This window comes from bacterium (assembly GCA_030018315.1).
GTDB lineage: Bacteria > Hydrothermota > UBA3073 > JACQXS01 > JAGMCI01 > JASEGA01.
The window spans coordinates 1-23,335 of the sequence record JASEGA010000018.1; the positions used below are offsets into that span (position 1 = coordinate 1).

The following is a 23,335-nucleotide window of genomic DNA, read 5'->3' on the forward strand; positions in this document are numbered from 1 at the left end:
GATACCAGGACAGCCTCTTCATACAGTTATCTCTTACTATATAAAAGCAAAAGATGTATTAGGAAATACAAAGACGACACCAGAATATACATTCCGTATAGAGCCTACTTATGAATTCTCTACCATTATATGTAATGCTTACAATGTGTTCATAACTACCAATGATGAGATTATAACCATCAAGCCAGATACACTTGATTGCGGGATTCCTGATAAGAAGAAAGAAATAAGCTTTATTATTAATAAAACTGGCACACTTGGTTGGAGTGAGATTGTGGTTCCTTGGGATCTACTACATGGGAATTCGGTGCTTGGTGGGTTCGTAGTGAAGCTTAATGATATTTCTGTAAACTGTGAGATTACAGAATTCCCGGGACACTTTACCAAAATATATTTTACTTATGAAGATGGTGGCTATGTTACAATTTGTGCACCTATCTGTGTCGGTGATGTAAATGAAGATGGAAAGATTGATATGAAAGATATCCGTGAAGTAGCTAAGCGATTTGGAGATACACCATGGTACTCAAACGCAGGTGTGCCATGGCTTCCGCGTGCTGATATAGATAAAAATAAAAAGATAGATATGAAAGATATAAGATTTGTAGCAAAGCTCTTTGGCCTCACAAAGGAAAGTGATATACTTGCACTCTTAGAAGATATCGTAGGCCATCCAATAGCGCCACCAGTGCTTACTTTGTATCAGAACTTTCCTAATCCATTCTCATCTGGTACTTTAATAAGGTATGGAGTACCAAGAAATGGAAGGGTATCGCTTAAGGTGTATAACTCTGCTGGTCAAATAGTAGAAACAATTGTTGATGAAGAGAAGCTACCTGGATATTACTCGGTGGGTTGGAGTTCCGAAAAAATGCCTGATGGTATCTATTTCTTACGACTTGAGACTCAGGATAGGGTTATCACCAAAAAGATGATATTGGTGAAGTAAAAGGCATCTCGTTGAGATAGGTGAACAGGGGAGGTTGAAAAATCCTTCCTGCTCACCTTTTTATTTAAACTCTGCTAAATCGGAACCTTTCCATATATGAGGTGAAGCTGATAGGATAAGCTTCACTATTCCTAATCTTTATATAAAATATTGTTTTTATTTTTCCTAAATTGTAAGAGAGTATACCGGGATGATAGAGGCTTTCCAGCAGGCATTTATTTTGTAAAGTTTGTAGCCGTAAATTTTAAAGCAACTGAGAAACTGATTTTGATGCAGTTAGTACTTAGTTAACTCCGGTATTTCAGTGTTCTGTTACACCTGTGAAATTCCAGTTCTCTACTTTTATTGCCGGTACCATTGAGCCATATAAAAATGGTAGCCCATAGTGCTCACCACTCGCAATAAGTATAGGTTGTGAGATTTCGGATACATTTGACAAAGCTTCTAATATACTTTGGGTAAATCGGAGATTTTTTAAAGGCTTTGATAGCTTACCATTTTCAATTAAATAAGTACCATCCCTTGTCATACCTGTTATTGTTAGGGTCATTGGGTCTATGACATTTGTATAGTGAAATCTTGTTACAAGTATACCTTTTTTTGTAGACTTAATCATATCTTCAAGGGTTGAACCGCCACCCCCCATAAATAAATTAGATGGTACAGGTCCTATTGTAGTGCTTCCAGTTGAGTGGCCTGTAGACTCTTTACCAGCTTTTTTAGCAGTGGTAAGGTCGTAAACTAAGCCAGTGGCTACACCGTTTTCAATTAGAGATACCCTTGTTTTTGGTACGCCCTCAAAATCAAATGGAAACGCAAATCCAATTGGGTCAAGTCCATCATCCCATATTGTTATATTCTCACCTACTACTTTTTTACCTAATTTGCCACATAAAGGACTTCTACCTTCCTGGTATCTAAGTGCATTGAATCCAAAATAAGCAAGATAAGATAAAAGGTCGGCAACAGCAAGCTCTTCCATTATGACTTCGTATTTTCCACATTCAATTTTGGACGGATTTTGAGCCAGTTTTGCCTTTGTTATAGCTTTATCTGCGACACTTTCATAATCTATTTTGTTTATATCCCTTGAACCTGCTTGGGCATAACCAGAACCAGAGTTTCCTATAATTATTGTATTCAAGAAGGCTGATGTGCTCAAGTTATAAACAAATAGATGATTTGAGTTTGCAATACATATTTCTAATACATCTGTAGATAAACTACCAAAAGATTGTAAATCTTGTGCCCTACGGATGATTGACTTACAGACTTTTGCCATCTTTTGAGGCGTTAACTCTTTAGTTGATGAAATGAAGCTTTCTACTTCTATAATTGATTTTGGCCCCGGAAAGCATGGAAAGTCTTCATTTTTTGGGCTTATTTTTGATACCTCTTGTGCTTTATCTATTATAGCCTCTATTGTATCAGGACGGTTTGTGATGGCTTCACCAATACGATTTTCATTTACACACTTTACTCCTATAAATATATTTTCTTCACTCATATTTTGATGTATGTATGAATTTGCAAATCTTGTAAGTTTTGAATCCCAAGTGTAAATAGAGACTTGGGTTGATTCAGCTTTAGAATATGTTAGAGCCCTATTTACAAGCTCCCTTAATGCTTTTTCACCCCACATATATTACTATGTTATTCTATATTGCAAAGAATGTCAAGGATAAAAATTCAAATACAAGCCATAGATTTCATTGCGTAGAAAGAATATTTTAATCTGTGCAACCTGTGCTTTCTTTTTACTTGACATTTGTGAACTCTTGCATATGATTAAACTATGGTTTTAGAATTGGTATTTTTAATAATGAGTTTTGGTCAACTAAATGTTGCTCACACTGAAATTACCGACTCTCTTGTAAGATATTATTTAGAAACGGGTGAACTAAAAAAGGTAGATGAACTTTCTAATGAAATCAACGATAATTTCTTACTCGGTGAGCTTGCTTATTTTAGTCACAAATTTGACAAAGCCATCAAATTCTACTCCCTGGTGCCGTTAGATTCTGAGGATGCAAATGATGCAATTTATCGGATAATTTTTATTAAAGAAAATAAGAATGCAGAGCTACAAGATTATGTGACCGCAGAACTATTTGGTAGACAAAAGAAATGGGACAAGGGGATTGAAATTTTAAAAAAGATGAAGGAGAATAAATCAACAATTGCTCCTTCAGCTTCAATTCTTTTAGCAAACTTTATTGAACAAAAAGGCGACCTTAATGGAGCACTTAAAGAGTATCAAAATTTTATAAATAGATTTGATACAAATGTCATTGCAAACGATAGAGAAGCAATCTTGCCACAGATTTTATTAAAGATGGGCAAAATTTATACTACACTGGGAAGAATAAAAGAAGCTAGTGAATCATATCGACAGATTTTACTTAAGTACCCAAAATCATGTGTTGCTCCTATCGCTAGAGAGAGACTTGAGAACTTATGATTCTATTTTTTTATATTATTGGGACACTACTCCTTATACCAATGGATTTAACTCAAGCTGACCATTTACGGGCTTATGGTATAGCTTACTATGCACTTGAGAAGACGATAAAAGTGGAGTGGCTACTTAACTATAAAGGAGGCTCATTCTTGATGAGTTATAATCCTGAAATTGAAGAGCTCTGTAAAATAAGGGGTGTAAATTATAAAATTTTAGATGAACCTACAGTTCAAAGCATATATAACACAATAGAGATAGAGAATATGGAGAGGATAGAGCTTACTGTTGCCCCTAGGGTAGCTGTTTATGTACCACCAGATAATTCACCGTGGGATGATGCGGTGAGAATAGCACTTGAGTATGCTAAAGTACCTTATGATAAAGTATGGGATGAAGAGGTACTTGGGGGGGCACTTTCAAATTATGATTGGCTACATTTACACCACGAAGATTTTACTGGTCAATATGGTAAATTTTATGGTAGCTTCCGGAATGCACAATGGTTCAAGGAAGAGGTTAGAGTTAACGAACTTATGGCAAAGAAGCTTGGATTTAAAAAAGTATGGCAACTAAAACATCAGGTAGCTAAGAAAATAAGAGAGTATGTGAATAATGGTGGCTTTTTATTTGCTATGTGCTCAGCTACTGAGACAATTGATATTGCTATTTCTGCATACGGAATTGATATAGTGCCTTTACTTGATGGAGACGGATTTGAAGAAAACTGTCAAGATAAGCTTAATTTTGAAAGTACTTTTGCATTTAAAGATTTTGAAGTAGACCTTAATCCAATGATGTACAGACATTCAAGTATAGATGTGACTAATGAGGCGCGGGCAAGGGGTGAGAATGTGAATTTTGAGCTCTTCAACTTTTCTGCCAAATATGACCCTATTCCTACTCTTTTAACTCAGAATCATACAAGAGTTATAAAAGAATTTTTGGGCCAAACTACAGGATTTAGGCGAAATTTGATTAAGGAGGGTATAGTAATATTAGGAGATATAAAAGGAACAGAGGAAGTTAAGTACTTATACGGTGATTATGGCAAAGGGTTTTTTACATTTTATGGCGGCCATGACCCAGAAGATTACGCTCATCTTGTGGGTGACCCACCAACGAGGCTTGAGTTGTATCCTAATTCGCCAGGTTATAGGTTGATTTTAGATAACCTGCTATTCCCAGCCGCTAAATCAAAACGGCTAAAGACATAAAATTCTACTTAACCTTTATTACTCCTCCACCATTTCTAATTGATTCTTCTGCAAGTTCCAAATATTTAATGACCTTGATTCCTGAACTGCCATCAGTTTTTGGCGTCTCTTTATACTCGACGCACCTTATAAAATGACTTATTTCAGCCTTGAGTGGCTCAACACTGGATAAAACTGGTGCAGTTATATCACTAGTCCGATAAGATAATTGGAATTCACCAAAATTCATAGGTTCAGGCACTAAGACTCCCATATCAAATATTCGCACTTTTTCAGATAAGTTTGTATCATCATAAACTATCATTTTTTTAGATCCCACAATTACAGTATTTCTTAGTTTGCTGGGTGCTAACCATGAAACATGTATATTAACAAGGATATCTGATGGAAATGTTAGCGTCAGGAATGCTACATCCGGCTTATCTTTTATTACAGAGCCCTTTCCAACTGCCTGGATTGAAAGGGGCTCTTCATTAAGCCAATAAAAAATCATAGAAAGGTCATGCGATGCGAGGTCCCATATTACCGATTCATCCTTTCTGTGTATTCCCAGATTTACGCGAGTAGACGAAATATAGTAAATATCACCTATCTCTCTTTTCTCTAATAATTCCTTAATTTTTATTACAGCAGACGCGTATTCAAGGATATGTCCTACCATTAGAGTAACATTGTTTTGGGTTGCTAGACGCACAAGCTCATTGCCTTCATTAACAGAGCTTACGAATGGCTTTTCAACAAATATAGATTTGCCTGCTTCTATACCTTTCTTTGCTAATAGATAATGAGAAGATAAAGGGGTTGCTATAAATACAGCTTGGATTGATGCATCACTAAATATTTCGTCACTATATTTGGTTACCTTAATTTCGGGATAACGAGCGACAATGTTTTTAAGCCTGTCTTCATTTATATCACAACAATATTTTAGTGTGCAATTTGGGTGTTCATGTAATATTCTTACAATGTTAGGTCCCCAGTAACCGCACCCAATAACAGCAGTTGTTATCATATTTTGTTACTATTTAGCTATCCAATCTCTAAATTTATCACTAAAAATAAAAATGTAAATGAAAAATGAGAATGGCAGAGAAATTGTGTACTCCGTAATTTACACAAAATTACTGACATAACCTCTTCTACTGTTTTACTTTTAGACTATTAGACTTTTAGTCTATTTATTTTGATTTTTGCTTTTTTAATTTTTAACTTTCACTTAATACGCTCCTTTTAGGGACAGTACCATTGGAATTGTGCGTAATAGGATTTTTAAGTCTGTCAACAGAGATTTGTTTGTTGCATAATAAAGGTCTAGAACTACCATATCATTGAAGGGGATAAGACTTCTACCCATTACTTGCCAGAGGCCTGTTATTCCTGGTTTTGTGCACAAGCGGGCTTTATGCCAGTCTTCATATAACTCAACTTCGTAAGGAATTGGAGGACGAGGACCTACTAAACTCATTTCGCCTCGTAGCACATTTATAAGTTGGGGCAGCTCGTCTATTGATAGGATTCTGAGCCATCTTCCAATTGGTGTTACCCTTGGATCATTTGTTAGCTTGTATACTTTCCTGCCTGACGGCAAGAGAGGTTGTCTGTCATTGCGAGCCACACCTATACTGTCATTGCAAGCGATAGCGAAGCAATCTATACCAAGGTCATTTTGGAGTTGGTCTTTTATAAATTTCTCAATGTAATTATAATGGATTTTTGGTTCATTTGAGGCTTCCATAGTTCTAAACTTGTAAAAATTAAATGTCTTACCAATCCCATTAACCCGGACTTGACGAAATATGACAGGCCCCTTTGAACTTAACTTTGTTAGAATAGAACTAATAAGGAAGAGAGGTGCAGTTCCAATAATAGCTAATACCCCAATAAAAATATCCATCACTCTTTTTAATAGATAATCTGCTTTTTGATATTTTTTAAAGATGAGATAGCCATTTTTTATAAGTTTTGAGAATAATTTATCTGTTTTCACATATACATCTACAAAATCTACGTATCTCAAAACAATGTTTACAATATCTTTTGCACATAAGTTTGGGATATCTATTTTTACCATGTTAATTCCAGGTGGTAAATCTCTATTTAAATCTTCAACCCTATTTATCACAAGTTCCATTGGATTTCATATTACAAAATTAATTAGCTTGTTTTTGACAAATATAGTTTTTTTAATCTCCCTATTTTTAATACTTTCTGCTATTTTAGGAATTTGAATAGCTTGTAATCTTGCTTCCTCTTCTTCAATATCACAAAATGCAGTAAACTTGGCTCTCAATTTGCCATTAATTTCAACAAGTATTGTGATTTTTTCTTCTTCAATTTCTTCCCACTCAGGCCATTTAGATTTAAATACAGAGCCAGTATTTCCAAGATCACTCCATAACTCATCAGCTATGTGTGGCGCAAATGGCGCAAGTAATTGAACAAAAACTTGAAGTGAATAACCAAAACAAGGGTCTTCTTTTGATTTGTAAAGTTTATTTAAAAACTCCATAAGTGATGCAATAGCTGTATTGTGGCTAAAGGTTTCGATATCTTTAGTTACTTTTTTAATTGTATAATTTAGACTGCGATAAAGGGGAGTAGCCTCTTTTTGTACTATTTTAGGGATATTTCTGTTTTCATGTATTAGATTATATACTCTTTTGAGGAATCTACTTGCACCTGCTACTCCAGCTTCTGTCCAGACTGCATCTTTATCAGGTGGACCTATAAAAAGGATTGTTATTCTGCTTGTATCAGCACCCCATCTCTTTACAAAAGGACCAACAGGAACTGCATTTCCTCTGGATTTTGACATTACATTTCCATTTCTATCCATTATCATGCCATGAGTGAACAATCTAATGCAGGGTTCATCTTGGGGTAACAACCCCTCATCATAAAGAAATTTAGTTATAAAGCGGAAGTAAATAAGATGACCTGTCGCATGTTCAATGCCTCCGATATACTCGTCTATAGGGAACCAGGTTTTAACACTTGTTTGGGAGAATGGCTCAGTTTCATTCTTTGGGTCTAAATATCGTAAATAATACCAGGACGAATCTACGAATGTATCCATAGTATCTGAGTCTCTCTCCGCTACCTTACCACAATTTGGACAACTTGATTTAATAAACTCGGTAGCTGAAGCTAACGGCGATTTACCTTTTGGAGTGAAATCTACTCTTTCAGGTAATCGGACTGGCAAGTCTTTATAAGGAACAGGGACTACACCGCACTTATTACAGTGGATCATGGGGATAGGAGTTCCCCAATAACGCTGACGCGAGATGAGCCAATCTTTAAGTCTATAATTCAACTTAGACCTTCCAATTCCTTTTTTTTCTACATAAGCCTTTATTCTAAGAATTGCTTCCTGTGAATCTATTCCGCTAAATGGACCAGAGTTTACTAATATACCCGGTTCTGTATAAGCACCATTTGGTTCTTCTCCATAAGGTGGTTGTATAACTTTTTTGATAGGTATTTTATACCGCATTGCAAATTCAAAGTCACGAGAATCGTGTGCAGGTACACCCATTACTACACCTGTACCATATGAGGGTAAGACATAATCGGCAACCCAAATTTGGACTCGCTCTCCGGACAACGGATTAATTGCATATTCAGATGTAAAGATGCCATCCTTATCCCTTATATTAGAGGAACGTTCTATATCTGTCCTTCTCAATGAAGTTTCAACATATTTTATGAGTTCTGATTTTCTTTTTGAGCACTTTATAATTTTACTTGTAAGCTCACTCTCTGGTGCTACAGCTATAAATGTTACTCCATAAATTGTATCAGGTCGTGTAGTAAATACAGAAATTTTATCACCATTGTATAGGAAATCTATTTCTATACCATCACTCTTGCCAATCCAATTTCTCTGCAATGTCTTCACTCGCTCAGGCCATTCTGTAAGTTTATCTAAATCAGAAAGCAATCTATCTGCATAGGCTGTTATTTTAAAGAACCATTGAGTTAGTTCTCTTCTCGTTATAGGAGTGGCACACCGCCAACACCTTCCAGCTCCCACTTGCTCATTCGCAAGTGTAGTATTGCAATGAGGACACCAGTTCACATATGCTTCCTTCCTATAAGCAAGACCACGCTCAAACAGCTTTAGAAATAGCCATTGCGTCCATTTATAAAAGGCAGGTTCACAGGTGTTGATTTCTCTATCCCAATCATATGATATTCCCATTAGCTTTAGGGTAGAGCGTGATACGTCTATGTTACTCAGAGTCCATTTTTTAGGCTCAATCCCCCTCTTTATAGCAGCCTCCTCTGCTGGTAGCCCAAATGCATCCCAACCAAAAGGGTACATAACATCGTAGCCTTGCAGCATCTTAAATCGGGCTCTTGTATCTCCAATTACATAATTTCTAAATTGACCTATGTGTAAGTCGCCAGATGGGTAAGGATACATTTCAAGTATATAATACTTTTTGTAGGGGCGGGGTAACCCCGCCCCTACTTTGTAAATTGAGTTTTCTTCCCAAAAGGTCTGCCACTTTTTCTCTATAGCTTGGTAATTATACATTTCTATTGGATAGTTTTAGGCCTACTGACCCAAAAACCTACTCCTTTTTAGTTAATTCAAAGTTACAAGTTGTAGTCATTTCTTTAGCAATATATATCTTTTTCTCTACCCAGTAGTAGCCGGCAGCTTCTGCCCGTACCCAGTAACTTCCAGGTTTAAGTGAAATTATATACCGACCAGTTCTTACATTTGTAGAAACTGGTGAAATAGCAGTCCTTGGAAATGAAACTACCGCAAACAGTGGCTCCTTTGTATGCGCATCTATTACCGTGCCAGTGAGAGCACCAATCTTTGGGACTTTGGGAACCAATTTCCTACGAACTAAAGAGTTTATACTACCACCAATTGCAAACCTTGGGTAAAGTATAGGCGCTCCCCCAAGCCTATGCTCAAGTTTTATTGCCCCTATTCCTATTTGGAAGAAATCAGTCTTAATTTTAATACCTACATTGAAATCTCTGCCAGTAAATTCGCTCACTGCAAACACAGGAGGTGTAAGTTCTATTTCACCACCCCAAAAAATTCCTAAAGTGGGTGGTGGATTGGTTTTAAAAAAGTAATCTGAGTTAAATAATCGGGACCTTGGTCCATATCCTACAAATGAACCTCTTCCTATTCCAATATTATAAACCCCAAAGGGACCAAAATTTTTTGTTGCTACAATGAAAGCAGAAAATTGCTCCCAGTCCCTTTCTTTATATGATAAATCGTCTGCATAGCCGATATCTTCGCCAGCACCTACAGACGAGAGCCAGTGCTGTGTAGATATGCCCAAACTACCAAAAGAAATAACTGGCATAAAAGGGGTTTCATCACAGACTTTACATTTAAACTCACCAGATAAAAGATTTAGACCCAAAATTGATAATCCAACCTCTAATTGTTTTAAAGGATGAAACTTAATATGCATATCAATATTAAATGGATGAGAATCATTCTTAGTTGTTAACGAAGATGTCATTCCCATTTCAAAATACGTGCTCGATATGTATGCAGTTGGGCTATCAATTAAGTCTGTATCAGACATAAACGCACCATACACTGCCCCTACGAGGGGAATTTTGGGTCTCCTGACACAAAAAATGTAAAAATCAAATATCAAATTAATTGATAATAATAGACTCAAAAAGATGAGACAAGCTTTGATTACTTTCACTTATACAGCTTTTGATGTGTAGTATTTGTAGTAATAACGCGACCTGTAATAGATTTCTTTTTTTAATTTGTTGACTACAACACCAAGAAAAGTAGAGCCAGTAGCTTTAAACGAGGCTACCATCTCCTGCAATGTGTCTTTAGGAGTTCTCTCTAATTCTGCAACCAATATTACACCATCTACCATATTACCAAGCAAAAGACCATCTGCACACGCTGTTAGAGGGGGTGAATCTACTATCACTATATCAAACGCTTCCCTTAGCTCAGAGATTGAGGTCCTCATAGACTTAGAGTCTATGAGTTCACCAGGATTTGGTGGTATATGACCTGATGGAATAAGCCATAAGTTTTTAATTTCAGTTGCAATTATTGCATCCTCTTTTTTAATCTCGCCAACAAGTAAATTTGATAGCCCATTTTTATGCGAAATTCCTAAGAGTCTATGTAACTCGGGTTTTCTTAGGTCGGCTTCCAACAGAAGAGTCTTTGCACCTGCACTTGCATAAGTTATACCAAAGTTACAGGCAATTGTTGACTTGCCTTCTCTTGCTATACAGCTTGCAATGAGGATAGTTTTTAGCTCCGAATCTAATGATTTTGAGAACTTTAAGTTAACACGTAGTTTCTTATATGATTCAGCAACTGGCAAATTTTGGTCCTCAATAACTCCTTCTGAATGCACTGGGATTGTCCCAATAACAGGTAGTTTTAATCTTTCTATATCTTCTACATCTTTAATGGAAACATCAAGAAATTCACAAATTAGAACTACACCAAAACCAAGACCTATCCCAAATATTAATGCAAGTGTCAGATTACGCTTAGGCCTCGGTGAGATTGGGGTAGTAGGTTTTCTTGCATACTCAAGTATTATAGCACTGCCAATCTCTTGGGCTTCAACCATTTTTGAAGCCTCATAATCAGTGATTAATCTCTTATAGGAATCTTTGTTGAACTCATAGGTACGCTCCAAACCAGCAAGTTCATACTCTTTTGTAGAAAAGATACGAATACGGTGATTGCATTCACTGATTCTTTCAAGGAGTGCTTCTTTCTTTGCCTGTAGTGTTAGGAGTTCAGACTTGGTACTAAGTATCTTTTTTGACAAATCTTCTGAATAAGAAAGTGGGTCTACTAATAGAGCTTCGTCTTCGGTTCTATTCTTTACTCTCTCTTTAAGGCTTTGCTTTATGGTTTCAATTTTTTCTTTTAGGTCGGATAATTTTGGATGGTCTTCAGATAATCCGGCAAGCACATATGAAGAGTACTCTTTCTCAAGACTTACAAGTTGAGCTCTTAGATTTAATATAGAAGGATTATCGGTTCTTACAATCTCTTCTGTTAGTTTATCCGTTTCTTTTTTGAGTTCATCCCTTAATTGTGCAATTGCTTTGTCTTTTATGCTAATTTCAGATAAGACTAAATTATACTCGCCTTCTAGGTCAGCAAGTTCCTTCTGGAGTGCACTACTACCAGCAGATGCTGATAGTAGTTTCTCGTTTTGCTTGAATTTTTTAATAGCCTCCTCAGATTCTCGTAATTTATCTTTGGCTATTGGGAGCTGGGTTTCAATGAGTCTTTTTGCTTCAGTGAAACTGAGTCTTGCAATTTCGACAGAATAATCTTTAAAAGTCTCTGCTATGTTATTTGCTATAGATGAAATTTCTTCAGCATTACCACCACGAACAGTAATTTCAATGATACTAGATTTTTCTACCCTTGTTATTGTTGTCATACGACATAGGATATCAGGTGCATATTCATTGGATAGGAATGCAAATTTTAGCCCCTTCTCTTTCATTTTATTTACTACTCTTTTCATAAAGTCGTGGGATCTCAATATCCAGCAGTTTGTTTCTATTTCAAACACTTCCTCTGATAATCGAGTTGGAAAGATATAAACGGTTGAAGGTGTTTTCTTTATTAGAACTTTTGATGAAGCAACGAACACTTTTGGACTCCTTGCAGTCATCCAGTATGTGAGACCAAGAATTCCAAATAGTATACCAACAAAGCCCCACTTACGACGCAGGAACGCACGAATATACCTTCTTATATCTATTTCACCTTCCATATCTTAGTATATGATATAGCTGATAATATGCCCCTACGATAAATGTTACTTCAGTAAAGGCACGGACTGATTCTTTGATTCTATAGTAGGGACTCTCTTTTATGTACACCATATCTCCCGGTTTCAATGCCGTTACATTCTCTCTGTTTCCTGTCTTAAAGAAGTTGTTAAGGTTAAGGTTAAATACAGATGGAGATGGAAAAGATCTAACAACCTTAATTTTAGACAAGTCTGCTTCCCTTGACGGCCCACCCGCTATTGTGAGAAGTGTTACAAGATCTGTACCCTCAGGAACAGAATAAAGACCAGGAGCCATCACTTCACCCCATATAGAGACCTTCATCTGTAATTCACCGGTTTCACTGAGGTATGTGTAATACTTGACTACTGAAGGTTGGACTTGCAATAATAAAAAGTGTATAAAAACTACCATTTTGAAAAAATTATAATGCTAAAGAACTATGTTGTCAAGTAAAAATCCTGTTTTTATAACAAGAATTTCTACAAAACTTGCCTGACGGTAGTTAGGAACCTCACTCAAAAAGTCATCGCGAGCGTGAGCGAAGCAATCTATAAATAACTTCTATGTTTTAACACTTGACATTTAAATGATAAGGTTATATCTTTAGAGAAAAGTCATTGCGAGCGTAAGCAAAGCAATCTCCAATTTATCTAATATTACATGGACTTCCTGTCTCTGCTTAATGAACGTATTATTGTAGCTGACGGTGCTATGGGCACTATGCTATATGCGATGGGTGTGCCAAAGGGACATTGCTACGATGAGCTTAATTTATCTAAACCGAAGCTTGTTAAAGAAATACACCAAGCCTATATAGATGCAGGGGCAGACCTTATTGAAACAAATACATTTGGAGCAAACTCGTATATTCTTGGTAAATATTACGATTTGGATAAAAAGACTGCTGATATTAACTATATGGGAGCCAAAATTGCACGTAAAGTATGTAGAGATAAACTTGTAGCTGGTGCAGTAGGTCCAATTACGAGACCAATTGAGGCAGCTGAACGGCTTAGTTTATCCGAGATTCACTCTATTTTTAAAGAACAGATAACCGCTTTAGCAAATGGGGGAGTAGACCTTATTATTCTTGAAACTATGTCATCTATTGATGAGCTTATTCAAGGCTTCTTGGCAGCCAGTGAAGTATGCAACCTACCGGTTATATGTCAACTGTCGTTTGTCCATGATTGTAAGACAATTTTAGGAATAGACCCTGTAGAAGCGGCTAATGCACTTGAAAAGGCGGGTGCCCATATAATGGGGGCTAATTGTGGTACCGGACCACAAGTTGTGTACGAAGCTGTCAGGAGAATGGGACATGTGACTGATGCATTTATTTCAGCACTACCAAATGCAGGACTTGCAAGCTTCTCACAGGGTAAATTTGTGTATCCGGCTACTCCTGAGTATTTTGCAGCTTATTCAAAAAAGTATGTAGATGCTGGTGTTTCAATAATAGGCGGCTGCTGTGGCTCTACACCTACGCATATAGCTGCTATATCAAATGTAGTTAAAGGAATGAGACCTAAGCCACGTAAAATTGTGAGAGTAGAAGTAAAAACAGAATGTAGGGGTTTGATAAATCAAACCCATATAAGCGAGGTTACCTCACCATTACAGCAAAAGCTTAAAGAAAAGTTTATATTGAGCCTCGAAATTGACCCACCACGTTGTATAGATTTTGATAAGGAACTTAATGCAGCTCAAAACTTTAAAGCTATGGGCGGTGAGTGTGTAAATGTATCAGATACTCCTATGGCTAGGCTTAGGATGAGTCCTATTTCACTTGCCCATATAATAAAACATAGAGTAGATATTGATGTAATCCTGCACTGTACATGTAGGGACCGTAATTTGATTGCAATTCAATCCGATCTGATTGGAGCTTATAGCCTCGGCATTAGGAATATACTTGCATTAACTGGTGACCCGCCATCTGTTGGTGATTACCCGTTCGCAGCAGCTGTATTTGAGATTACTTCAGATAAGTTGATAGAGATTATAAATTCACTTAACAGGGGAGTAGACTGGCTCGGTAATCCTATAGGTAAACCGACTTCTTTCTTCATAGGTGTAGCAGGTAAGTTAAATGAACCAGAAAGAGTCAAAGAGAAGGCAATGAAAGGGATTGGGTTCATACAGACTCAGCCTGTATTTGATATAAAAGAGATACAGTCTTTTGTAAAAGAAGTAGCTGAACTTCACATTCCTGTGATTACAGGAATTCTTCCACTTGTGAGTGTGAGACATGCTGAATTTATTCAAAATGAGGTTCCAGGAATTACTATACCTGACAAAGTAATGAAGCGAATGAGAGACGGGGCTGCAGACGAGGGTGTGAAGATAGCGCATGAGTTGTTTGATGAAATAAAGCTTATCTGTAATGGCGTTTGTATAATGCCACCATTTGGTAAATACGAACTCGTTGAAAAGATAATAACATGAAGATATTTAGCAGACTAACTAAAGAAATACTTGTCGCTGACGGCGCTATGGGCACTATGTTACAAGAGGCGGGTTTACCTGCTGGAGCACTACCTGAATTATGGAATTTGACGCACCCAGAGCGTGTTAAGTCTATTCATATGGCTTACATTAAAGCGGGTGCCAATATCATTACAACTAATACTTTTAATGCTAATCGGGCAAGGCTTAGTGAATTTGGACTTGCTAAAAATATAAAACAGATAAATGAGAAAGCTGCACAAATTGCGTTGGATGTGGCTAAACCAGATACAATTGTTGCTGGCTCAATTGGACCGAGTGGTAAATTTTTGAAGCCATTTGGGGAGCTTGACTTTGATAAAGCGTATAAAATATTTTACGAGCAAGCAAAGTATCTATCACTTGCTGGTGTCGATGTTATAATAATTGAGACAATGGTAGACATACTTGAACTTAAAGCAGCAATACTTGGGTCAATGGATGCTACAAATCTTACAGTAATTGCACAGCTCTCATTCAATGAAGGAATTAGAACAGTCACAGGAACAGACACGGCTACTGCTTGTGCAGTCATTGAGCCTATGGGGGTTAGGATTTTTGGCGCTAACTGTATGTGTGTTGAGGATGCAGAAAAAGTTATTAAAATAATGGGTGAATCTACCTCTTCATTCCTAATTATACAACCAAATGCTGGGACTACGCAAAGTAAAGTGGCTCCTACTGAATTAGCAGAATTTGCAGCAAGATTTGTAAGTTTAGGCGCAAATATTGTTGGCAGTTGCTGTAACTCTACACCTGAGCATACATTCTATATTGCAAAAACAGTGAAAAAGATGACCCCTGTTACAAGAGTTAAAAGGAAAAAGACTTGCATAGCAAGCCGTACCAATGTTGTTTATATTGGAGAGGGTGAGCCATTCTTCACAGTGGGGGAGCGGATAAATCCGTCAGGAAAGCCAAAACTTGAGAAAGAATTGCGAAAGAGGAAGCTTGGTAGGATTAAAGCAGAAGCCATTCGCCAAGTAGAATCAGGTGCTATTGCACTTGATGTAAACATAGGTAATACAAATCACAAATTTATTGCCAATGTGATTCAAGAGTTACAAAATGTTGTTAGTGTCCCATTATTTATTGATTCGCAAGACCCAATAACTATAGAGAATGCACTCAAAGTTTATGCAGGTAAAGCGGGGGTAAATTCTGTTACAGGGTGTGCTGATTTATGCTCTAAAATTTTACCAATTGTCAAGCGATATGGGGCAGCTGTTGTTGGGCTTACTATTGATGAAAATGGGATACCTGAGACCCCGGTTGAGCGTCTTAAAGTTGCTAAAAAGATAATAAAGAGTGCTAAATCTTATGGAATTAGAAAAGAAGATGTTATTATTGATACACTTGTCCTTCCAATCGGTACTTATGAGAAAAGTAGCACAGTTGCTATTGAGACGTTAAGAATGGTAAAAAAGAAACTGAAGGTGGCTACAATTCTTGGAATTAGTAATATCTCTTACGGCCTCCCTGGGAGAGAGTTTATTAACCAATCTTTCCTATCAGCTGCTATTCAAAATGGATTAGATGCCGCAATAATTGACCCATATGATACTCAGCTTATGGGCATCGTTAGTGCAGGCTCACTTCTTGCACAGAGAGATTTGCACGCAAAAAGATATATTGAAACGATTCAACGGTTAACGAATCAACAATTAACGATATTACCGACTAACCCACTTTATAGAGAAATACTGTTAGGAAATAAAGAGTTAATACCCAAACTTATTGATGAAGTTATAAAATTAGGAACAAAACCAATTGAGATTATTAACGAGATTATAATTCCTGCAATAAAAGAGGCAGGTGATAGATACTCAAGAAAAGAGCTGTTCCTACCTCAACTTATTGCTGTTAGTGAAGCTGCTAAAGTAGCTTTTTCTATACTCACCCCGTTACTTCCAAAAAATAGTGATAAAAAGCGAGTCAAAATACTTCTTGCTACTGTTAAGGGTGATATGCATGACCTGGGCAAGAATTTAGTTGGTGCTTTGCTTGAGGCAAATGGATGGCATGTAGTTGACATTGGGAAAGATGTGGATAGGGATGAACTCATTAAGGCTTGTAAGATAGAGCGCCCAGATGTAGTTGGGCTTTCTTGTCTTATGACTACTGCTATTCCAAGTCTTGAGTCTACTATAAAATATCTAATTGAAGAATACCCATTAGCAAAAATTATAGTCGGTGGTGCATGTGTAGATGCACGGATTGCAAAAAGACTCGGCGTCAGCTACGCTAAAGATGCAGTGCAGGCAGTGCAAAAAATAAAATCGCTACTATTCTAACCTATCTTACAGTTTAGCACTGTCAAAAGTTCATCAGGAGAGAATATCATTTTTAGCTGAAATTCTCTCAATATCTCTTATCTCTTTCAACCTCTATCCATTTTTCTTATTCCTTAAAAATCAGCACATACAAGGAGCAAACTCCCTAATCTCATGCACCCTCCAGTATTTAGATTTTAGGAGATGCCTCATAAATTTCAACTAAATTTAGCACACCTTCGTTCCCTCTGTTACTTAACCACGCCATTTTTTCACTCATTCCCATCCCTTTTCCGTTCATTCCTCTCCACAAATCATTCATAATCTGCGTGTATCTGCGGGTCCAATGTTCTCCCTAACTACTAACTACTATCTACTAACTACTTAATAATCGTAAGCTTCCTCGTCGCCGTGAACTTACCTGCCTCCATTTTCACAAAGTAGATGCCATTGGGGAGTTCCTCAAGATTTACCGCAATCTCACGAGAGCCCGCACTGACTCCTATAGTCTTTACCAACTTGCCTGAAAGGTCGTAAATCTTCAAACCGATTCTTTCTCTTTCGCTAATCTCTGACCACTGAATCCTAACCCTTGTAGTAAATGGATTTGGATAGATTGACAATTGACAATCGCTAATTGGTAATTGAGAATCGGAAGTCTCATCAGCCCCCGACGGCCCATCTTTTAACCTTATAAGATAGACATCCCACCTGCCAGCACCAAAAGACCATGTCAATCCTGCAATTATAAATCCACCATCCGCACACTCAAGAACTGAATAGCCCAAATCCCGGCTAGCTCCACCATAAGTTTTCGTCCACAGGGTATCTCCATTTGCTTTTGTCCTTATAAGATAGACATCCTCGCTAGAACTAGGAGTATAATATCCTGCCATTATAAATCCACTATCCGCACACTGATGAACTGACATGCCCACATCAAAGTTAGCTCCTCCATAAGTTTTAGTCCACAGGGTGTTGCCATTTGCATCTGTCCTTATAAGCCAGACATCAGCCGAGCCAGCACCAAAAGACCATGTACATCCTGCAATTATAAAGCCACCACCCGCACACTCAATAACTGAACAGCCCACATCATCGTCAGCCCCACCATAAGTTTTCGTCCACAGGGTATCTCCATTTGCATCTGTCCTTAGAAGCCAGACCTCCCTCCCGCCAGCACCAAAAGACCTTGTCTCTCCTGTAATTATAAATCCACCACCCGCACACTTACCAACTGAATAGGCCGCATCATAGTTAGCTCCACCATAAGTTTTCGTCCACAGGGGGTTGCCATTTGCATCTGTCCTTACAAGATAGACATCAGCATCGCCAGCACCAAAAGACTTTGTCTCTCCTGCAATTATAAAGCCACCACCCGCACACTCATAAACTGACCAGCCCCAATCACAGTTAGTTCCACCATAAGTTTTCGTCCACAGGGTATCTCCATTTGCATCTGTCCTTATAAGATAGACATCATCCTCGCCAGCACCAAAAGACCATGTCCCTCCTGCAATTATAAAGCCACCACCCGCACACTCCTGAACTGAATAGCCACAATCATCGCTACCTCCACCATAAGTTTTCGTCCATAGGGTATCAGGCTGTGCATGGAGGGGGGCAAAATTTTGAACCCCTACAACTGTCACAACCACACATCCACAAATTCCTAAAAATGAACGCATCCATCCTCCTTTCCGAGAGAATATCATTTTTAGTTGAAATTCTCTCAATATCTCCTATCTCTTTCAACCTCTATCCATTTTTATATTTTTATCACCCCTCTCCTCCAATCACTCCATTATTCTACAATCACTAAAATCCCCTTATCAAGTTAGAAATTCCTGATACTCCAATTTTTCTTATTCCTTAAAAATCAGCACATACAAGAAGCAAACTCCCTAATCTCATGCACCTCCAGTATTTAGATTTTAGGAGATGCCTCATAAATTTCAACTAAATTTAGCACACCTTCACCTTAACAGTAACAGCAAAATCTACAAGGTTTTATTCAAAAGTTTCATCTTAATAACTTTTTCCATAAGTTCAAGTGTCATTCGTGCTGCACTATCCCAGCTAAATCTCTTTGCCCACTCAATAGCGTTTTGGGATAATATTCCTCTCAACTTGTTGTCCTGTAAAACTTTTATAATTGCCTTTGATAACTCCATAATATTTCCATGCTCAACAAGGAAACCTGTCTTACCATCAACCACTGAGTCTCTAAGACCCGGGGAGTCACTAGCAATCACAGGTGTTCCACATGCATTTGCTTCAATATTTGTAATACCCCACCCTTCTTTTGGAGAAGTATTCACGGCGATAGATGCACTTTGCAAAATTTCTATCTTCTTATCCTCTGTGACAAAACCAGTAAATTCAACTTGTCTTTCTAAGTTCAGTTTTTTAGATAACCTAACTAAATATGGCAAGTAATCACCACTACCCACAACAACAAGCTTAGTATCCGGAATTTGAGAAACTACATCCTTCATAGCATATAAGAGAGTATCAGGACATTTATACTTCTTAACTCTTCCTAAGAACACAATTAATGGCTTCTTAGACTTCTTGCTGAAATTTGGAAAGAAGTTAGGTCCGATTGCGGGTGAAATTACATGAATATTACCCTCAGGAATACCATTTTTTACAAGCTCATCTTTTGTACTCTCTGAAGGCACAGAAAAAAATTCTCTTTTATACACTTTAGGAACCAAAAATTCGCTGAGATACACATAAGAAGCAAAAATAGGATTTGTCTCTCGATATACAGTACGCCCAAAAAAGTGATATCCAATGGCTAATATTGGTATTTTTACATATAATGGGGTGAAAAATGGAATCTTATTAATATTATCGACAACGATATCATACTTATATTTTAAAAGTGTCCGGCAAACAAAGGGGACATAAAAATTAAAGTTGTACCTTCTACCCAATCTTATTACTTTTATTCCATCTATCAACTCGCTTTTCGTCGCTCCATTAAAGGAATTGCAGAAAAGTGTCACCTCATTTCCAAAATTTACAATCCTACCAAATATTTCGTGAATCTGGGTTTCTGCACCCCCGGATAGCGGATTTTTCCTATCCTGCCAGTTAATTGCAAGTATTTTCATCCCGTCTCTCTTTCATCCCGCTCCTCTAGTAAGGGACGGGATTCACAAATAGTGTCTTTAATCCTTAATAAATAAACATAATACCACGAGTGAGGGGTAGGATTCATTCTGCAATTTTTGAGAAGTCAGCTACTTTTTGGAAAAAATAGAAGTGAAGATACTGAAGAAGAGCAAGGCGATTCTCCCTAAGCTCAGGTTCCGGAGCCATCACTAAAATCTCATCAAAGAAATTATTTATTAAAGGAGCTAAATTAAGTAACCAATCTAAAGCACTCTTGTAATCTTTTTCTCCAATGTAATTTTCGAATTTGTCCTGCTGTGATATTAAAGTATTATAAAGCACTCTCTCGGCAGGCTCTTTTAATAATTCTGCTTTACATTTTGAATCTTGAACTTTGGACTTTGAACTTTTTAATATATTTCTTACTCTCTTAGCTAAAATAACCAGTGCACTAAAATTGCCTTTACTTTTCAATCCATCCAATGCTTCTGCTCTTGTTTTTAAATCAAGCACATCTTCATTTGGAACACCAAGCACTGCCTCTACAATATCGCCTCTAACCCCTCTATCTTCTAAGTATTTCTTGAATCTCTGTATAAGAAACTTAAATATATCGTTCTCTATATTCGGATTAGATAGTTTATAAGTTGCCGTAGCTTTTGATATTAAACTTCGTAGTGGAATATGAAGTTTATTTCCTATGATACTATATATGAGGTCGTTGCCTCTCCTCCGTATTCCAAACGGGTCAAAAGAGCCTGTTGGAATCTTGCCAATTATAAAAGACCCAACTATAGTATCTATTCTATCTGCATTCCCTAAAGCTACTGCAGGAGGGTAAGTCGAAAATGGAACAGAATATTCTTGTATTGTTTTAACAATCTCTGAATCCAGTCCTTGTTCCTTTGCTAATATACTGCCGTATACGCCTTCAAGCTTTGTAAATTCCTTACCATCTTTTATCATATTAGTTACTAAATCAACTTTAGAAAGCTCAGCCGCCTTGTTCAATACATTCAAATCCACAGAGATACCCTCTGGAATAATATAGTTTTCTGCTATATATTTGGAGAGTGAAATTAATCTTTGTGTCTTTTCAAAAAGTGTACCAAGGCCTTCCATCCATACAACACCTGTAAGCTCTTCAATCCTTTTCTCAATTGGTATTTTCATATCTTCCCTATAATAAAATTCAGCATCTTCAAGTCTTGCCTTTAATACCATTTCGTGGCCTCTTCTTATCTCCTCAATAGCTCCCTTCTCTGTATTTGCAATTACTATAAAATGAGTGCTTAAAGTCCCATCTTCCTTACTAAATGTGAAGTATCTCTGGTGGCTATGTAGTGCAGCAATTATCACTTCCTTTGGTAGTTCAAGGTATTTTTCATCAAATTTGCATAAAATAGCTACCGGAGATTCAACAAGATTTAATACTTCTCTAAGAAGCTCTGGATTAAGTTTACGATAGCCTATATAACTCAATCCCAATTTATTTGCTTCCCTATCTGTTCCTTCTTTTATCCGCTCAAGCCTGTCGCTGGAATCTACAAACACACTATTTGACTTAAGGACTTGCTTGTATTCACTTGCAGTTTTGATACTGATTGGTGGATAAAATCGTAGCCCCTGCGTCTTCCTACCAGACTTTACACCAGCGAGTTCAAATTTAATTACATTTTTACCAAACAGAGTTACAATCCATCTAATCGGTCTTGCAAATTTCATACCTGTAGCTTCCCAGCGCATAGATTTAGGAAATTCAATACTTTTTACAAGTTCTGGCAAAGCCAATGCAAGAATCTTGGATGTAAGTCCACCTTTTTCCACTTTTTTACAAAATATCACTTCTTTTTTACCCTTTTTCTTTAATTTAAGCTCACAAGTATCTACCCCATGTGCTTTTGCAAACCCAAGTGCAGCTTTGGTAAGTTTACCACTTTTATCAAATGCATTCTCCTTTGGAGGACCGGTGATTTCGATGACTTTATCTTTTTGTTTTTGGGCTACATCTTTTACAAGAATAGCAAGCCTCCTCGGAGTATAAAATCTATTAACTCTACCGTAGGCGATTCCTTTTGTTTTTAACAAATCACATATAAGTTGACTAAGTCTTTTTGATGCAGGCTCAAGCCAGCTTGCGGGTATTTCTTCAGTCCCTATTTCAAGAAGAAAATCTTTCATGTTATTTTTTCTAACCACAGCCTTGCTGCAAGGTTAGAGAGTTTTCTCACCCTCGCTATGTAACTTTTGCGTTCCTCAGGTGATATTGCCTTACGAGCGTCAAGTACATTTAAAATATGCGAACATTTTACTATGTAGTCGTATGCTGGATATAAAAGCTTAAGCTCAATAAATCTTATAGCTTCTTGTTCAAACTTGTTAAATATGTCAAATTCAAGGTCCACAGATGCTTCATCAAAATTGAACCTTGATAACTCATATTCCTGCCTCTTGTACAAATCACCAAACTTTACCCCTCGCGCCCAGTCAACATCAAACATTGAATCCTTTTTCTGTATAATCATAGCAAGTCTACCAAGTCCATAAGTGAGTTCAACTGATATGGGATTAAGCTCAATGCCACCCATTTTTTGGAAATAAGTAAATTGAGTTATCTCCATACCATCAAGCCACACTTCCCAACCAACTCCACTTGCATCAAGAGCCTCTGACTCCCAGTCATCTTCAACAAATCGCACATCGTGCCTTTTAACCTCTATTCCAAGCGCACTAAGGCTTTTAAGATAAACCTCTTGTACATCATTTGGAGCCGGTTTCAATATTACCTGGTATTGGTGGAACTCCTGTAATCTATTAGGATTTTCTGCATACCTACCATCTTTTGGTCGCTTTGATAGTTCTACATAAGCTACACTCCACGGTTCGGCTCCTAAGACCCTAAAAAAAGTAAGCGGATTAAATGTACCTGCCCCTACTTCTCCGGGATATGGTTGTCCAAGTAAACAGCCTTTATTTTTCCAGAATTTGTCAAGTTTTATTATAATATCTTGAAAATTCATCTTGAGGTGAC

At 37.3% G+C, this 23,335-nt stretch carries 17 protein-coding genes; 5 read left to right on the forward strand and 12 right to left on the reverse strand.

Going from position 1 to position 23,335, the window contains the following annotated elements:
* Positions 1 to 949: T9SS type A sorting domain-containing protein (locus tag QMD71_06735; GenBank protein MDI6840523.1), on the forward strand; the 949-nt coding region annotated here is incomplete at its 5' end.
* 301 nt (positions 950 to 1,250) lie between these two features.
* On the opposite strand, the gene QMD71_06740 is transcribed toward QMD71_06735, so the two are convergent.
* The gene (locus tag QMD71_06740) at positions 1,251 to 2,591 is read right to left on the reverse strand and encodes a TldD/PmbA family protein (protein ID MDI6840524.1); all 1,341 of its coding nucleotides are present in this window, start codon (positions 2,589 to 2,591) and stop codon (positions 1,251 to 1,253) included.
* A 153-nt stretch (positions 2,592 to 2,744) separates the two neighbouring features.
* Here QMD71_06740 and QMD71_06745 point away from each other — a divergent pair, with 153 nt between their 5' ends.
* Together QMD71_06745 and QMD71_06750 are read left to right on the forward strand one after the other, a co-directional pair.
* On the forward strand, positions 2,745 to 3,410 hold the full coding sequence (locus tag QMD71_06745) for a tetratricopeptide repeat protein (GenBank protein MDI6840525.1): 666 nt from the start codon (positions 2,745 to 2,747) through the stop codon (positions 3,408 to 3,410).
* A complete protein-coding gene (locus QMD71_06750; protein ID MDI6840526.1) occupies positions 3,407 to 4,624 on the forward strand; it encodes an asparagine synthetase B in 1,218 nt (405 codons plus the stop codon). The genes QMD71_06745 and QMD71_06750 overlap by 4 nt, the downstream gene beginning before the upstream one ends.
* A gap of 4 nt (positions 4,625 to 4,628) precedes the next feature.
* On the opposite strand, the gene QMD71_06755 is transcribed toward QMD71_06750, so the two are convergent.
* The 6 genes from QMD71_06755 to QMD71_06780 all read right to left on the reverse strand — a co-directional run bounded on the left by QMD71_06755 (position 4,629) and on the right by QMD71_06780 (position 12,832).
* Positions 4,629 to 5,636: a Gfo/Idh/MocA family oxidoreductase gene (locus QMD71_06755; GenBank protein MDI6840527.1), complete on the reverse strand. Its 1,008-nt coding sequence runs from the start codon at positions 5,634 to 5,636 to the stop codon at positions 4,629 to 4,631.
* Positions 5,637 to 5,840: 204 nt separating this feature from the next.
* On the reverse strand, positions 5,841 to 6,755 hold the full coding sequence (locus QMD71_06760; GenBank protein ID MDI6840528.1) for a sugar transferase: 915 nt from the start codon (positions 6,753 to 6,755) through the stop codon (positions 5,841 to 5,843).
* A gap of 6 nt (positions 6,756 to 6,761) precedes the next feature.
* Positions 6,762 to 9,173 carry a leucine--tRNA ligase gene (gene leuS / locus QMD71_06765; GenBank protein MDI6840529.1) on the reverse strand — a complete coding sequence of 804 codons (2,412 nt, stop codon included), beginning with the start codon at positions 9,171 to 9,173 and terminating at the stop codon, positions 6,762 to 6,764.
* 31 nt (positions 9,174 to 9,204) lie between these two features.
* Positions 9,205 to 10,209, reverse strand: coding sequence for a hypothetical protein (locus tag QMD71_06770; protein ID MDI6840530.1), 1,005 nt, complete (start codon positions 10,207 to 10,209; stop codon positions 9,205 to 9,207).
* A gap of 114 nt (positions 10,210 to 10,323) precedes the next feature.
* Entirely contained in the window at positions 10,324 to 12,399 is a 2,076-nt protein-coding gene (locus QMD71_06775) for a polysaccharide biosynthesis tyrosine autokinase (GenBank protein ID MDI6840531.1), read from the reverse strand.
* On the reverse strand, positions 12,389 to 12,832 hold the full coding sequence (locus QMD71_06780; GenBank protein MDI6840532.1) for an SLBB domain-containing protein: 444 nt from the start codon (positions 12,830 to 12,832) through the stop codon (positions 12,389 to 12,391). The genes QMD71_06775 and QMD71_06780 overlap by 11 nt, the downstream gene beginning before the upstream one ends.
* Before the next feature lie 249 nt (positions 12,833 to 13,081).
* Between QMD71_06780 and QMD71_06785 the strand changes: the two genes are divergently transcribed.
* A complete protein-coding gene (locus tag QMD71_06785) occupies positions 13,082 to 14,869 on the forward strand; it encodes a bifunctional homocysteine S-methyltransferase/methylenetetrahydrofolate reductase (GenBank protein MDI6840533.1) in 1,788 nt (595 codons plus the stop codon).
* Positions 14,866 to 17,202 carry a homocysteine S-methyltransferase family protein gene (locus QMD71_06790; GenBank protein MDI6840534.1) on the forward strand — a complete coding sequence of 779 codons (2,337 nt, stop codon included), beginning with the start codon at positions 14,866 to 14,868 and terminating at the stop codon, positions 17,200 to 17,202. Before QMD71_06785 ends, QMD71_06790 begins: the two co-directional genes overlap by 4 nt.
* Positions 17,203 to 17,371: 169 nt before the next feature.
* Here QMD71_06790 and QMD71_06795 read toward each other — a convergent pair whose 3' ends face one another.
* The 5 genes from QMD71_06795 to QMD71_06815 all read right to left on the reverse strand — a co-directional run bounded on the left by QMD71_06795 (position 17,372) and on the right by QMD71_06815 (position 23,324).
* The gene (locus QMD71_06795) at positions 17,372 to 17,503 is read right to left on the reverse strand and encodes a hypothetical protein (GenBank protein ID MDI6840535.1); all 132 of its coding nucleotides are present in this window, start codon (positions 17,501 to 17,503) and stop codon (positions 17,372 to 17,374) included.
* 58 nt (positions 17,504 to 17,561) lie between these two features.
* Positions 17,562 to 18,869: a T9SS type A sorting domain-containing protein gene (locus QMD71_06800; protein ID MDI6840536.1), complete on the reverse strand. Its 1,308-nt coding sequence runs from the start codon at positions 18,867 to 18,869 to the stop codon at positions 17,562 to 17,564.
* 312 nt (positions 18,870 to 19,181) lie between these two features.
* A complete protein-coding gene (locus tag QMD71_06805; GenBank protein ID MDI6840537.1) occupies positions 19,182 to 20,303 on the reverse strand; it encodes a glycosyltransferase family 4 protein in 1,122 nt (373 codons plus the stop codon).
* A gap of 103 nt (positions 20,304 to 20,406) precedes the next feature.
* Positions 20,407 to 22,485, reverse strand: a complete 2,079-nt coding sequence (gene glyS / locus QMD71_06810) for a glycine--tRNA ligase subunit beta (protein MDI6840538.1) — start codon at positions 22,483 to 22,485, stop codon at positions 20,407 to 20,409.
* Positions 22,482 to 23,324, reverse strand: coding sequence for a glycine--tRNA ligase subunit alpha (locus tag QMD71_06815; GenBank protein MDI6840539.1), 843 nt, complete (start codon positions 23,322 to 23,324; stop codon positions 22,482 to 22,484). The genes glyS and QMD71_06815 overlap by 4 nt, the downstream gene beginning before the upstream one ends.
* Between the last annotated feature and the right edge of the window lie 11 nt (positions 23,325 to 23,335).